This window comes from Sinomicrobium weinanense, from assembly GCF_018863395.1.
Lineage (GTDB): Bacteria > Bacteroidota > Bacteroidia > Flavobacteriales > Flavobacteriaceae > Sinomicrobium > Sinomicrobium weinanense.
Window position 1 is genome coordinate 986349 of sequence record NZ_JAHKRR010000001.1, and the last position, 15513, is coordinate 1001861.

Here is a 15513-nt window from a genome sequence, read left to right on the forward strand (position 1 = left end):
GCAAGGCATTGCGTCTTCGGTATGAAATAAGAATTGTAAAAAAGGCATATAGCGTTATAAACAATCGGTACCCGAATGCAACCGGGAACACGATTTAAAGTCCCCGAGCAGTGGTCCCTGAGCGGAGCCGAGGGGAAAAAATAAAGAAAACAAATGAAAAAGACATTATTTGATAAAGTTTGGGATAGTCATGTGGTCGATTCTGTGGAGAATGGGCCACAGATCTTGTATATAGACAAACATCTTATACACGAGGTAACAAGCCCACAGGCCTTTGCCGAACTGGAGCAGCGGAATATCCCTGTTTTCCGGCCCGACCAGATCGTGGCCACGGCAGACCACAATGTGCCTACCCTCAACCAACACCTGCCTATCAAGGATGCCTTGTCCAGAAATCAACTGGAACAGCTCACTAAAAACTGTGAAAAACACGGTGTCACCCTGTATGGCCTCGGTCATAAATACCAGGGAATTGTTCATGTTATGGCTCCCGAACTGGGAGTAACACAACCGGGAATGACCATGGTATGCGGTGACAGCCACACCTCTACCCACGGTGCTTTTGGCACCATCGCTTTCGGTATAGGTACCAGCCAGGTGGCCCAGGTATTCGCCAGCCAGTGCCTGCTCATGGCCAAGCCGAAAAAGATGCGGATAAATGTCAATGGCAAACTCAAGAAAGGTGTGCTTCCCAAAGATGTCATTCTTTATATCATTGCCAAGCTCGGCACAAATTCGGGTACGGGATATTTTGCGGAATATGCCGGAGATGTTTTTGAAAACATGAGTATGGAAGGCCGTATGACGGTGTGTAATATGAGTATAGAAATGGGTGCCCGCGGAGGTATGATCGCACCGGACGAAACCACTTTTGCCTATGTTAAAGGAAGAGAATTTGCTCCCCGGGGTGAAGCGTTCGATAAAAAAGTGGCTTACTGGAAAACGCTGAAAACCGATGAAGGCGCTGTTTTTGACAAAGAATACACATTCGATGCAGAAGACATTGCACCCATGGTGACCTACGGAACCAATCCCGGAATGGGAATAAAAATAAACGGACATATCCCTGAGCTGGACGATATTTCTTTCGAAAAATCCCTGGAGTACATGGGGTTCCAAAAAGGAGAAGCCCTTTTGGGCAAACCTATAAATTACGTATTCATCGGAAGCTGTACCAACTCCCGTATAGAAGATTTCCGCATTGCGGCAAACTATATCAAAGGAAAACAAAAAGCGGCAAATGTAAATGCCCTTATCGTTCCCGGTTCGCAACAGGTGGCCAAACAGATCGAAGATGAAGGTTTAAAGCGGGTATTCGAAGAAGCCGGTTTTGTATTGCGCCAGCCCGGTTGTTCTGCCTGCCTGGCGATGAACGACGACAAGATCCCAGCAGGAGAATATTGCGTATCCACCTCCAACAGGAATTTCGAAGGCCGGCAGGGACAGGGAGCCCGTACTATACTGGCAAGCCCTCTCATAGCGGCGGCAACGGCGGTAAAGGGAGTCATAGCAGCTCCTTATGAAGAAGAAATGACTGCCTTGGCAGAATAAAATTAATAGTAGTAAAATATGTAAAGACGCACGGCCGTGCGTCTCAAACGAGAAAGACAATTATAATCTTTCAACGAAGAAAGAAAAAATGGAAAAATTCATCACTCATACATCAAAGGCAATACCACTGCCCATAGAAAATATAGACACCGACCAGATTATCCCGGCCCGTTTCCTGAAGGCCACCAACAAGGCCGGATTCGGAAAAAACCTTTTCCGGGACTGGCGGTATAAAAAAGACGATTCCGTAAATGAGTCTTTTGCCCTGAACGATCCCAGGTTCAGCGGCACCATCCTCATTGCAGGTAATAATTTTGGCTGCGGTTCCAGCCGGGAACACGCTGCATGGGCATTGGCCGACTACGGACTGAAAGTTATCGTGTCCAGCTATTTTGCCGATATATTCAAAGGGAATGCCCTCAACAACGGCTTATTGCCTGTACAGGTTTCTCCCGAATATCTCAAAGAGCTGCTGTCTGCGGTACAAAGCGACCCTGATACGGAAATAGTCGTAAACCTTGAGGAACAGTATATCGCTGTAAAAGGTTCGGACAAGAAGGAATCTTTTGAGATCGACCCTTACAAAAAACTGTGCCTGATCAACGGCTATGACGATATCGATTTTCTGATCAGCAAAAAAGATAAAATAGAAGAATTTGAGCTTCGGTCTTAGTTTATCCTGAGCCCCTTATCAACTGCCGAAAGACTCAGTTATCGAATTATAATAAAACAAGAAACAGACATGAAATTGAACATCGCACTTTTACCCGGAGACGGCATAGGACCGGATGTAGTGGTACAAGCCGTAAAATCCTTGCAGGCCGTGGCCGAAGCCTTCGGACATAGCTTTCAATTTGAAGAGGCCGTCGTAGGGGCCGCAGCTATTGATAAAACAGGAGACCCGCTTCCGGATGAGACCCTGGAAGTATGTAAGAAATCGGATGCCGTGCTTTTCGGTGCGATCGGGGACCCCAAATATGACAACGATCCCAAAGCCAAGGTACGCCCGGAACAGGGATTGCTGAAATTGAGAAAATCCCTGGGGCTGTTTACCAATATACGTCCCATAAAGGCCTTTCCTACCCTTATCGATAAATCTCCTTTGAAAAAAGATATTATTTCAGGAACCGATTTCACCATTTACAGGGAACTCACCGGAGGCATTTATTTCGGAGAGAAAAAACTCAGCGAGGATGGTACTGTGGCTTCCGACCTGTCGGAATATTCCGAAGCCGAGATCGAACGTATTGCTCACCTGGCCTTCAAAGCCGCAAGGAGCAGAAGAAAAAAACTGACACTGGTAGATAAAGCCAACGTACTGGAAACTTCAAGGCTATGGCGCAGGGTAGTGACCTCTATCGGAAAAAGCTATCCGGACGTGGAACTGGATTTTCTTTTTGTGGATAATGCCGCCATGCAGATCATCCTCAACCCGAGCCAGTTTGACGTGATCCTTACCGAAAATATGTTCGGCGACATCATTTCTGACGAAGGAAGCGTTATCGGCGGCTCTATCGGCTTACTCGCTTCTGCTTCGGTAGGCACGGACAATGCCATGTTCGAACCCATCCATGGGTCTTATCCGCAGGCCAAAGGCAAAGACATTGCCAATCCTGTGGCATCCATCCTTTCTGCCGCAATGCTCCTGGAGCACTTTAACCTGAAAGAAGAAGCCGAAGCCGTAAAATTTGCCGTGGAAAGGTCTCTGGAACGCGGTGTAGTAACCCCGGACCTCGATAAGGACAGCAAATACGGCACCAACAAAGTGGGAGATTATATCGCCGACTTTATCCTGCACGCAGAAGATACCTTGCAGGTCAACAAAGAAAACATCGAATTTGGGCAGTCTACTATAATATAAATTTGATTTAGCTAACTAAACTTTCCCAAAGAAAAAACCCGGAGCTTTTAAAGTCCGGGTTTTTGTTGTTTTATAATGAATAATCAGCATCACTGCGAGAACTAACATTTAATCAACCGCATAAATTGTACTGACATTTAAAACCGTCACTGCCAGCGAAGCAGCCTGCCCTGAGCCGAGCCGAAAGGTCGGCAGTCTCCCGGCCATGCCTTTGAGGGTCTGCTGCCAGCCTCCATGAGATTGCCACCCTCCGATAAACTCAGGGCAGGCTCAAGCTGCTTATGCAAGGTTCGCAATGACGTTTTAAATTAAAGAATATAATCCGTACTCACAAAGTTAGACGCCTTGCTGTCCAGCAGTTCGTTCAGAATGGCATTGTTGTATTCATTGTCCTTGGAGGCCACGAAAGTACGTACGGAAAAGGACCTCAGGGCATCGTGTACGCTGAGCGTGCTCACAGCGGAGTCTTTCCTTCCGGTAAAGGGGTATACGTCCGGGCCTCGCTGGCATGAGCTGTTCAGGTTTACCCGGCATACCAGGTTTACGAGGGTGTCGATAAGCGGTGCCAGGGTCTTTATGTTCTGCCCGAAGAGGCTCACCTGCTGTCCGTAGTTCGATTCGGCCATATCGTTCAGGGGTTCTTCTATATCCTTAAAGGACAATACAGGGATCACCGGACCGAACTGCTCTTCCTCATACACCCTGGCATCCTTGCTTACGGGATATAGCACTGCGGGAAAAATATAGTTTTCCGTCTGCTCCCCTCCTTTTTTATTCATGATCTTTGCGCCTTTCCTTACGGCATCATCAATAAGTTCACGGATATAACCGGGTTTGCCTGGCTCCGGAAGTGGAGTGAGCATAACTCCGGGTTCCCAGGGATTTCCGAATTTGAGTTCGTCCACCCTTTGGGCAAACCTCTTGTTGAATTCCTCAACGATATCTTCGTGTACATAAAGCACTTTAAGGGCCGTACAACGCTGACCGTTAAAAGAGAGGGTCCCGGAAATACATTCGTTCACAGCCAGATCAAGGTCGGCATCGGGCAGCACTATGGCCGGGTTCTTGGCCTCAAGCCCGAGCACAAGGCGAAGCCTGTTCTTATTGGGGTGCTGATCCTGCAATGCTATGGCCGACTTGCTGTTGCCTATCAGCGCCAGTACGTCTATTTTCCCAGTTTTCATGATGGGAGCGGCCACTACCCTTCCCCTTCCGTAAACGATGTTTACCACGCCTTCCGGAAAACTGTTCCTGAAGGCTTCCAGCAATGGGGAAAGAAGTAACACTCCGTGCTTTGCGGGCTTAAAGACCACTGTATTCCCCATGATAAGGGCCGGAATAAGCAGGGCAAAAGTTTCATTCAGGGGGTAGTTATACGGCCCCATACAAAGTACAACACCTAATGGTCCGCGACGGATATGTGCATTAACCCCGCCGTGTTTTTCAAAACGGGCGCTGTCGCGGTCCAGTTGTTTGTAGTCTTCTATGGTGTCGTAAATGTACTCTACGGTCCTGTCGAATTCCTTCTGGGAGTCGGGCAGGTTCTTCCCTATTTCCCACATCAAAAGCCGGACGACTTCTTCGCGCTGGCTTTTCATCTGGGCAACGAATTTCTCCATGCAGGCTATACGGTCTACCACTTTCATGGTAGGCCAGAGCCCCTGTCCCCTGTCATAGGCCTTACAGGCGGCATCCAGGGTTTCCAGGGCAGAGGTTTCGTCCATATTGGGAACAGTACCCAGTAGCGTAGGGCCGTATTCGCCCCGATCATTCCTGGTACGGATAGACGAATACACTTCGGCATGGTCTCCTCCCCATTTTTTTAACTCGCCATCGGCCAGATAGGTTTCCTGCCGTATGGTATTCTTTATCTTAAATTCTTCTTGTACGGTTTGCATTAATGTGTGTTGTGTTTTGAGGTTAATCAGTTCGTTTTTCGTGTTTGTGCTATACCAGATACTGGAACAGGTCCGGTTTGTCATTGAGGTAGTCCCCGTAAAAGTGATGGGCTTTCATACGCTCTATCAAAGGTAATAAATCCTTTTCACTTTTGAGTTCGATACCCACCACTGCGGGGGCATCTTCCCGGCTGTGTTTTTTGGTATACTGAAAATGCGTAATATCGTCATTAGGCCCCAGTATTTCCGCAACAAACTCCTTAAGTGCTCCTGCCCTCTGGGGGAAGCGCACTATAAAATAATGCTTCAGGTTGGCGTACAACAGCGCTCTTTCCTTGATCTCGGCCGTCCGGGTAATGTCGTTATTACTGCCACTCACTACACAGACCACATTTTTTCCCCTGATCTCGTCCTTATACTGATCGAGTGCTGAAATGGTGAGTGCCCCTGCGGGTTCTACCACAATGGCGTCTTTGTTGTACAAATCTAAGATGGTCTGGCAAACCTTTCCTTCGGGAACTGTTATCATATGATGAAGAAATTGTTTGCATATTTCAAAGGTTTTGTCCCCTACTTTCTGGACAGCCGCACCGTCCACAAATTTTTCAATTTTGGTGAGTTCTGTGTTGGCGTTGTTTTTGATGGACATGCTCATGGAAGGTGCTCCTTCCGGTTCTACACCTATGATCTTTGTCCTGGACGACAAGAGATTGAAAACGCTTGAAACCCCGGAAGCCAATCCGCCCCCGCCTACAGGAACAAAAAGGTAATCGATGGGCATATTGGCCTGTTCCAGGATCTCCAGTCCCACGGTGGCCTGGCCTTCTATCACTTTTTCGTCATTAAAGGGATGCACGAAGGTTTTGCCGAGTTTGTTACACTCAGCGATGGCCGCCTTGTTCGAATCATCAAAAGTATCTCCTTCGAGGACAATATCGATCTGGTCTTCCCCGAACATCTTTACCTGGTTGATCTTTTGTTTGGGCGTAGGTGCCGGCATGTAAATAGTGCCTTTTATGCCGAGTTTATTACAGGACATGGCTACTCCCTGAGCGTGATTTCCGGCACTGGCGCACACAATTCCCCTGGCTTTTTCTTCTTCAGACAGCGAACGCATCTTGTTATACGCCCCCCTGATCTTATATGACCTTACCACCTGTAAGTCTTCCCTTTTTAAAAAGACATTGGTGTCAAAGGCCCTGGAATAGGTAAGACTGTGTGTCAGGGGAGTATTGACCGCAACCCCTTTCAGGGTCTCTGCCGCCTCTCTGACCTGCTCTATTTTCGGTATGTACTTCGTTGTGACGTCCATAATTTATTGTTCAAAATCCAAGGTTCAAAGGTTATGGCTGCAGGTTTCAAGTTGCAGGTTGGGCATTCCTATCAAAAACCTGTAACCTGTAACGTGAAACCTGCAACCTGCAACTTCAAACTCTTTCTATTTAATCGCACCAAATGCCGCGAAACAGCTGTTTTTATGTAATATTTCCACAGTGCTGAACCCTACTTTTTTCATCAGCTGAAGCTGGTAGTTCACAGAACGGGGTGTGTCTTCCTTTTCGATATAGGCAAAGACTTTTTCCTGATAGTCCTTTCCTCCGATTTCCCGGAGATATTCGCCGTACCTGTTCCAAAGCAGGGTGTTTACGGCTTCTGAATCGTGTATCACAAGGTCGGATATCCAAAAGCTTCCTCCCGGTTTTAACATCCTGTAAATGTTTTTGAAAACCGATTCCCAGTCTTCGTCTTCCCTTAAATGGTGCAAAACTGCTCCTGCAAGTACAATATCGAAGTGCTTATCCGCAAAATCCGCTTCCCTTATATCCCCGTGAAAAGCATCGATCTTTCCGCTGGTCTCAATTCCCACTCTTTCTTCTGCCCTGTCCAGCATGGGCTGTGACAGGTCTACCAGCGTGCAGTTAAGACCTGGGCATTTAGACAGCATCTTCAAGGTATAATTTCCTGCTCCGCAACCGATGTCCAGAAGATCTTCTGCGCCGGGATTTACACTCCTGGCGGCTTCGATGATCAGTTCGAGGGCCAGGGGAGCATCTATGGTAGATTGCTGCCCGGTATCGAGATCGGAAAACCGCTCGACATCCTTATCAAACCGTTGCCTTATTTCTTCGTTGGTCGATTTTTGTATAGTGGTTGCTTTCATATATGTTGGGAATTAAAAGACGATAGTCATAATTTTTTCTGTGCCTCTAACACCCCCCCCTTGCCCCCCTCAAGGGGGGAACTATAAGTCTTTTTAAAAAGAATAGGGCTCCCCCCTTGAGGGGGGCCGGGGGGGCGCCCCTTTAAGACAATTCAATCTACCGGCTCCCACACACTTCTAAAAAAGAAGTTTATACGATCTTCTTCATCTCTGTCATGGAAGAACGCAGGTACTCCCCTACTTTCTCCACGGGATGGTTCCTGATCTCGGCATTGACCCTGATCAGTTCCTGGTTGTCCACGTCATTTCCGTTGCTGAAAGATTTGCCGATAACATTGGTATCGATCTTTTTCATAAAGTCAGACAGCAGGGGTTTACATGCGTGATCGAACAGGTAGCAGCCGTATTCGGCCGTATCGGAGATCACCCGGTTCATTTCAAAGAGCTTTTTACGCGCAATGGTATTGGCGATAAGCGGGGTTTCGTGCAGGGATTCGTAATAAGCAGATTCCGCGATGATCCCGGCTTCGGTCATAGTCTCAAAAGCCAGTTCTACTCCGGATTTTACAAAAGCCACCATCAGCACTGCATGGTCGAAATATTCCTGTTCCGATATAGGATCGTTTGTGATCCCGGTTTTCTCGAAAGCAGTTTCGCCGGTAGCCTTTCTCCAGGATAAGAGATTTTTATCGTCATTGGCCCAGTCTTCCATCATGGTCTTTGAGAAATGTCCGCTCATAATGTCGTCCATATGTTTCTGAAACAGCGGCCGCATGATCTCCTTCAGTTCTTCCGACAGACGGAAGGCCTCTATTTTGGCCGGATTAGAGAGCCTGTCCATCATATTGGTTATACCTCCGTGTTTGAGGGCCTCAGTTATGGTTTCCCATCCGTATTGTACCAGTTTGGCGGCATATGCAGGATCGATGCCTTTTTCTACCATCTTGTCAAAGCTCAGGATAGATCCGGTTTGCAGCAATCCGCACAGTATGGTCTGCTCTCCCATCAAATCCGATTTTACTTCGGCTACGAAAGACGAACGCAGCACTCCTGCCCTGTGTCCTCCGGTAGCAGCGGCATATGCCTTGGCCTGTTCCAGACCGTCTCCGTCGGGATCGTTTTCCGGGTGTACGGCAATAAGTGTAGGCACGCCAAAGCCTCTTTTGTATTCTTCCCTCACTTCAGAACCGGGACATTTGGGGGCTACCATGATCACGGTAATATCCTTGCGGACCTGCATGCCTTCTTCAACAATATTAAAACCGTGTGAGTAAGAAAGCGTAGACCCTTCTTTCATAAGCGGCATTACAGTGTTGACCACTGAACTGTGTTGCTTGTCCGGCGTAAGGTTACACACCATATCTGCAGTCGGTATGAGTTCTTCATAGGTACCTACCTTAAACCCGTTTTCCGTTGCATTTTTATAGGATTGTCTTTGTTCTTTTATGGCGGCTTCCCGGAGGGCATAGGAAATATCCAGTCCGGAATCTCTCATGTTCAGGCCCTGGTTCAGGCCCTGGGCGCCACATCCTACGATCACTATTTTTTTACCTAACAGTTTTTTTACACCTTCACTGAATTCAGACTTGTCCATGAATTCGCATACACCTAATTGTTGTAATTGAAGCCTTAGCGGAAGCGTGTTAAAGTAATTTGCCATTTTTATTGATTATTATTTTGATTTATAATTTAATTGTGCACTAAAATATACGGCCGTTTGATGTTTTATGGGAAAAGCCATGGAGACGTACGGCCGTACGTCTCTATCTGAAAATCATTCCAAGGATATATTGACCTATGCATTTTGAAATTCCTGTAACAGGGCGGATATATTCATTTCTGCCTTCGATACTGCTATCCTGCCGGAACGCACAAACTGCATAATACCAAAGGGAGCCAACTCATCGTAAAGGGCGTCGGTTTCGTGCCGCCTGCCGGTCTTTTCGATCACGAAAAACTCCCGGGCCACCGTAACGATATTGGCATTACTGTTCTTGATGATATTCTGTATCTGACGCTCGTCGAACAACAGATCCGACTTTATCTTGAACAGTGCAGTCTCCTGATAGATGGTCTCTTCATCGGTATGATAATAAGCCTTGATTACCTCGATCTGTTTTTCCAGCTGGCCTACGATCTTTCGCACCTGGTCCTCATCCATCGCGGCTACAATGACAAACCGGCTCACATGCTCTATCTCACATTCCGAAACGGTAAGGCTCTCTATGTTGATATGCCGTTTTAAAAATATGGCTGATATCCTGCTCAGCAATCCTATGTTGTTCTCCGAATATATGGAAACGGTATATGTTTTATTCATTTTAGTTTCTTATTTAAAATTGTTGTTGTAGAGTTTTGGAGTTCTTAGTTTTTTAGTTATCAATACTAACAAACTCCAGGGCTCCAAAACTCATTACTCCAATCTGCAATCAGATACGGAAGCGCCCGTGGGGATCATCGGAAATACATTGTCTTCCTTCTCCACGCAAACCTCCAGGAAATAAGCCTCTTCTGACGCGATCATTTCGTCAATGGCTCCATCCAATTCTTCCCGTCCGGTTACCCTTTTGGCCGGGATGTGGTATCCTTTGGCTATGGTTATAAAATCCGGATTTACCAGTTCGGTGGAAGCGTATCTCTTATCGAAGAACAATTGCTGCCACTGGCGTACCATACCCAGAAAGTCGTTATTGAGCACTACGATCTTTACGGGGACCCGTGTCTGAAAAATAGTGCCGAGCTCCTGGATGGTCATCTGGTACCCTCCGTCTCCTATGATGGCAACCACTTCCCTGTCCGGGGAGCCCATTTTAGCCCCTATGGCCGCCGGGAGGGCAAATCCCATGGTACCCAGTCCACCGGAAGTGACATTGCTCTTGGTCTGGTTGAATTTGGCATAACGACAGGCGATCATCTGGTGTTGCCCTACGTCAGATACGATCACGGCATCGCCCCCGGTACGCTTGTTTATCTTTTCTATCACTTCTCCCATGGTTAGTTTTTCTTTCGCAGGGAAAAGATCGTTCTTAATGACCTTATCGTATTCAATGGCATGCTTTTCTTCGAATTCACGGCACCATGCCTCGTGTTTGTTCTCTTTCACCAGGGGCAGCAGGTGTTGCAGCGTTTCCTTTACATCACCGAGAACAGCGACGTCGGTCTTTACGTTCTTGTCTACTTCGGCAGGGTCTATCTCAAAATGGATAACCCTGGCTTGTTTGGCGTAGGTATTGAGATCCCCGGTCACTCTGTCGTCGAACCGCATACCTATTGCTATCAGAACATCACATTCGTTGGTGAGCAGATTGGGGCCATAATTGCCATGCATCCCCACCATTCCCATATGTAACGGGTGTTCCGTGGGCAGAGCAGAAAGTCCCAATACCGTACTGGCTGCTGGGATCCCGGCTTTTTCGATCAGGGTCTTTAATTCCTCTTCTGCTTTTCCCAGTATAACGCCTTGTCCGAATACAATATATGGTTTTTTAGCGCTGTTGATCAGTGCAGCGGCCTCTTCCACCTTTGCAGGATCCATGACCGGTTTGGGTTTGTAGCTTCGTATCCCGGTACACTTTTTATAAGAAAAATCAAATTCCTCGAACTGGGCATTCTTGGTAATGTCTATAAGTACGGGACCGGGACGGCCGGAACGGGCAATGTAGAATGCTTTTGCCAGGGCCGTCGGTATGTCTGCCGCTTTGGTTACCTGGTAGCTCCATTTGGTCACTGGTGTGGAAATACCGATGATGTCGGTTTCCTGGAAGGCATCTGTTCCCAGCAAATGCCGGGGCACCTGCCCGGTGATACATACCATGGGAGTGGAATCGATCTGGGCATCGGCAATTCCGGTCACGAGATTGGTTGCTCCGGGACCGGAGGTTGCCATGGCAACACCTACTCTGCCCGAGACCCTGGCGTATCCCTGTGCCGCATGTGTGGCTCCCTGTTCGTGACGGGTAAGCACATGGTGCAGTTGATCCCGAAATTTATACAATTCGTCATAAACGGGCATAATAGCCCCCCCGGGATAACCGTAAATGAGGTCTACTCCTTCTTCCAAGAGACACCGGATCACGGCTTCAGCCCCACTGATTTTTATGGATGCTTTGCTTTCCGTCTCTACTAATTTTTCTTTTAATGTTTCCATATTTGTTCTTGTTGTTACACCAGATATGTACGGTCTAATATGTACGACCATACATATCCTGCGAGGCACAATGCATTGCGCCCCTACGGGGATTAAAATTCATCGGTAACACATCCTTCGGATGCGGATGAAACCGTTTTGGCGTATTTGTACAATATTCCTTTTTTCTCTTTTAATGGCGGTTGTTTCCACTTTGCCCTCCTCTGACTGATCTCTTCATCGGACAGTTCTACTTCTATCGTGTTCTTTACCGCATCTATGGTAATGATATCACCATCTTCTACCAGGGCAATAGTACCTCCGTCCTGAGCCTCGGGCGAAACATGCCCTACAACGAACCCATGAGATCCTCCGGAAAACCGTCCGTCGGTGATCAGGGCCACATCTTTTCCGAGTCCTGCTCCCATAATGGCAGATGTCGGTTTAAGCATTTCCGGCATCCCGGGGGCTCCCTTAGGGCCTTCATAGCGGATGATCACCACATCCCCTTTTTCCACCTTACCATCTTTGATCCCGGCATTGACCTCGGACTCGCCGTTAAACACCTTGGCTTTTCCGGTAAAACTCAGGCCCTCTTTTCCGGTGATCTTGGCTACGGCCCCTTTTTCGGCCAGGTTACCGTATAAGATACGTATATGCCCTGTGGTCTTTATCGGCTGGTCCAGAGGACGGATAATGTCCTGCCCTTCTTCCAGGTCGGGGACTTCTGCCAGGTTTTCTGCCAGTGTTTTCCCGGTAACTGTCATACAATCGCCGTGCAACATCCCTTCTTTCAGCATATATTTCAGAACCGCCGGAATACCTCCTATGCGGTGAAGGTCTTCCATCACATACTTGCCGCTGGGTTTCAGATTGGCCAGCAGGGGGGTGTTATCGCTTATACGCCTAAAGTCATCCAGGGTAAAGTCTACTTCCGCAGCTTTGGCTATGGCCATAAAATGCAGTACGGCATTAGTAGAACCCCCGAGAACGGTGACTACGCGAAAAGCGTTCTCCAGGGATCTTCTGGTGACAATATCCCTGGGCTTAATATCGTTTTCCAACAGGTGCCGCAATGCTTTACCTGCTGCAATACATTCTTCTTTTTTTCCATTGTCAACCGCAGGGGTCGAAGAATTATAAGGAAGCGACATTCCCATGGTCTCTATGGCAGATGCCATGGTATTCGCAGTGTACATACCACCACAGGCCCCTGCACCGGGGCACGCTTTATGAATAACATTTTTATACTCTTCTTCGGTGATGCTTCCGGCTACCTTGCTTCCCCAGGCTTCGAAAGCTGAAATAATATCCAGTTTTTTATCGTTGTGACATCCGGCTGCGATAGTTCCGCCATAAACCAGTACGGACGGACGGTTTAAGCGTAGCATTGCCATTAGTGCCCCGGGCATGTTCTTATCGCATCCCACTACCGTGGCAACTCCGTCATAACTCATCCCCTCGACGACCGTTTCTATGGAATCGGCTATAATATCCCTGGAAGGAAGGGAATAACGCATTCCCTGTGTTCCGTTGGAAATACCGTCGCTTACTCCGATGGTGTTAAAAATAAGCCCTACAAGGCCGGCTTCTTCCGTACCTTTTTTTACATATTCGGACAAACCATTGAGGTGCATGTTACAGGGGTTTCCTTCATAACCGGTACTTGCGATACCGACGAGTGGTTTCTTCAGATCGTCGTCGCTCAGGCCTATGGCATGTAACATGGCCTGCGCAGCGGGTAGTGTCGGATCCTGAGTTACTTGTTTGCTATACTTGTTTAACATTATTTAATAAATATTTATTTTTCCTGTTATAGTTTACGATCAGCTAAATTATTTGATATAAAATCACCAGTATTTTAACATTAAAACCGTTTTTTAAACTCAATCTTCTTTACAATTAATTACCGTGTTGATTTACAGAGTTTTATATTACTTATTCTTATCATATCCAAAAAAGAATAAAACTGTAAAAACAAAGGGCCCGTATCTTCCTTCTGGTTGATACAGGCCCTTTGCTATGGCATATCATTACTGTATCAACCCGGGAGTGAGTTCACAATGACAATAATAATAATGACTATTTGGTGTACCATTTGCATACTTTAATCTATAAGCTGAAACAAAAAAGCCTCCCCGTTTTTCCGGGAAGGCTTTGCATCAAAAATATATTGTACATACCATTCCCAGTCAGGGTGAAATAATCACAATGACGATGACGGTAATGATATGGATAAAATTTGTCTTCATTTATAAGTACAATATTAGTAAGATTTTTTTAATGATAAAGCACTTTTGTTTCACTTTTATCATATTATTAATAATCTGCTTTTATATCTTACATATATTCAATATGATACGGGTTTCTGTTTGCAAAAAAGCCGCCTTAAATAATTAAGGCGGCCTTTTCTAATTCAAAAAATTACAAAATTAGAACTAAACATGATCGATCATTTAACATCCCACCACAGTCTGGTATGCAGATTATCCGGTCCCTGGAAGGATATCATTTCATCGTAATTGGCTTTATTATTATCTGCGATGGAAGCATCGTAAGCATGTCTTACCGGGATCCTCGGATCATTCGCAAAGGAAGAAGGTGTCAGGGAAGGAGCGTCGAGTCTCCTCCATTCGGCCCAGGCTTCGGGACCGTTCAGGTATAATGCCACCCATTTTTCATAGGCGATGTCTTCAATGTCTCCGTAAGGATGGTCGGCAATATAGTCCGCAGTGTCTTCTTCACTAATCCCCCAATATTCCATAGACGCAACAATGGCCTCTTCATACAGGGTGGCTGCATCGCTTCCGCCTACATTCCATCCTTTTCCGGCAGCTTCCGCCAGGGCGAATTTTACCTGGGCAGCCGTATAGATCGGGGAAGGATAGTCGGGGGTGTAAATGATCTCAGCTGGCATAAAGGAGTAATTCGGTACATCTCCGTTTACCTTGCCGTTCGGGGCCCCTACATAACCCGCATCCATTCCATCGGGGAACTTGGTCACTGTGGAAACACTGTCCCTCGCCGGCTCTGCATATTTAAAAAGCCTCGGATCGAGGTTGTCCCGTAAAGATTCTATCATGGTCCGGGAAAGGATGTAGTCTTCACGGGTTTTGAAATTATCGTTCCACGGACTGTCGCTGTTATCGTCGGTGCCGTAATGATACTCTATATTATCGTCATTTGACATTACCAGCAATCCCGATGCCACAGCTTCTTCGAATTTGGTCTGGGCCAGCCCGGGCTTTACATCTGATATTCTCAACGCCATGGTCATTTTAAGATTATTAGCGAACGATGCCCATCTTTCCAGGTCCCCGTCGAACAAAAAGTCCCCGTCCGGCGCAGGAGTTTCGTAATCTATAAGCGACAAGGCCTCTTCGATCTCGGCAAAGAGAAAATCGTATATACTCTCCTGTGTATCGAATTTCGGCTGAGGGTTGTCAATCCCCATAAAAGCCTCCGACCATGGGAGTGCCCCCCACCTGTCGGTCATATAGTGCAGGAAATAGGCCCTGACTATTTTGGCTACGGCTATTTGATTGTCGTTGCTTCCGTAAGTCAGTACATCGTCTGCTGTTTCGGGATCACTATTGAGCTCTATGATCTTGTTCAGATCCTGTAACGGGCCCACATACCAATCGTCATAGCTATATGTCAATCCGGAATATCTCGATGCGCCCGGATACTGTCCTTCTGTAATATGTTGCATGTACAGAATGGGGGTTTCATCAATCACAATGTCCGGGATATTTGATAATGAATTTGCCAGTAATAAGGAAGTAACCCCTTTGGTCGGGCCATTCGGGTTATCGTTAGTGTCGCCATAATCGACAGTGTCACATGAGCTGTACAGTATTGTAAGGCACAGAACCCATCCAATATATTGATATAAATTACTCATTTTCATTTCTGT

The 15513-nt window shown here is 46.9% G+C and carries 11 protein-coding genes; 3 read left to right on the top strand and 8 right to left on the bottom strand.

The window, feature by feature from the left end; translation table 11 throughout:
* Positions 1 to 153 precede the first annotated feature (153 nt).
* The 3 genes from leuC (at position 154) to leuB (ending at position 3412) form a co-directional block, all read left to right on the top strand.
* The gene (gene leuC, locus KN811_RS04295; protein ID WP_187965525.1) at positions 154 to 1551 is read left to right on the top strand and encodes a 3-isopropylmalate dehydratase large subunit; all 1398 of its coding nucleotides are present in this window, start codon (positions 154 to 156) and stop codon (positions 1549 to 1551) included.
* Positions 1552 to 1639: 88 nt separating this feature from the next.
* Positions 1640 to 2224: a 3-isopropylmalate dehydratase small subunit gene (leuD, locus tag KN811_RS04300; RefSeq protein WP_187965524.1), complete on the top strand. Its 585-nt coding sequence runs from the start codon at positions 1640 to 1642 to the stop codon at positions 2222 to 2224.
* 69 nt (positions 2225 to 2293) lie between these two features.
* Positions 2294 to 3412, top strand: coding sequence for a 3-isopropylmalate dehydrogenase (leuB, locus tag KN811_RS04305; RefSeq protein ID WP_187965523.1), 1119 nt, complete (start codon positions 2294 to 2296; stop codon positions 3410 to 3412).
* Positions 3413 to 3720: 308 nt separating this feature from the next.
* On the opposite strand, the gene KN811_RS04310 is transcribed toward leuB, so the two are convergent.
* The 8 genes from KN811_RS04310 to KN811_RS04345 all read right to left on the bottom strand — a co-directional run bounded on the left by KN811_RS04310 (position 3721) and on the right by KN811_RS04345 (position 15501).
* The gene (locus KN811_RS04310) at positions 3721 to 5310 is read right to left on the bottom strand and encodes an NADP-dependent glyceraldehyde-3-phosphate dehydrogenase (protein ID WP_187965522.1); all 1590 of its coding nucleotides are present in this window, start codon (positions 5308 to 5310) and stop codon (positions 3721 to 3723) included.
* 49 nt (positions 5311 to 5359) lie between these two features.
* Positions 5360 to 6622: a threonine ammonia-lyase IlvA gene (ilvA, locus tag KN811_RS04315; RefSeq protein ID WP_187965521.1), complete on the bottom strand. Its 1263-nt coding sequence runs from the start codon at positions 6620 to 6622 to the stop codon at positions 5360 to 5362.
* Between the two features lie 126 nt (positions 6623 to 6748).
* Positions 6749 to 7471, bottom strand: coding sequence for a class I SAM-dependent methyltransferase (locus KN811_RS04320; RefSeq protein WP_223129380.1), 723 nt, complete (start codon positions 7469 to 7471; stop codon positions 6749 to 6751).
* Positions 7472 to 7661: 190 nt separating this feature from the next.
* Entirely contained in the window at positions 7662 to 9131 is a 1470-nt protein-coding gene (ilvC, locus tag KN811_RS04325; protein WP_187965520.1) for a ketol-acid reductoisomerase, read from the bottom strand.
* 135 nt (positions 9132 to 9266) lie between these two features.
* On the bottom strand, positions 9267 to 9791 hold the full coding sequence (ilvN, locus tag KN811_RS04330; protein WP_187965519.1) for an acetolactate synthase small subunit: 525 nt from the start codon (positions 9789 to 9791) through the stop codon (positions 9267 to 9269).
* Between the two features lie 93 nt (positions 9792 to 9884).
* Positions 9885 to 11618 carry a biosynthetic-type acetolactate synthase large subunit gene (ilvB, locus tag KN811_RS04335; RefSeq protein WP_187965518.1) on the bottom strand — a complete coding sequence of 578 codons (1734 nt, stop codon included), beginning with the start codon at positions 11616 to 11618 and terminating at the stop codon, positions 9885 to 9887.
* Positions 11619 to 11710: 92 nt separating this feature from the next.
* A complete protein-coding gene (gene ilvD / locus KN811_RS04340) occupies positions 11711 to 13387 on the bottom strand; it encodes a dihydroxy-acid dehydratase (RefSeq protein ID WP_187965550.1) in 1677 nt (558 codons plus the stop codon).
* 662 nt (positions 13388 to 14049) lie between these two features.
* Positions 14050 to 15501, bottom strand: a complete 1452-nt coding sequence (locus KN811_RS04345) for a SusD/RagB family nutrient-binding outer membrane lipoprotein (RefSeq protein ID WP_187965517.1) — start codon at positions 15499 to 15501, stop codon at positions 14050 to 14052.
* Positions 15502 to 15513 lie beyond the last annotated feature (12 nt).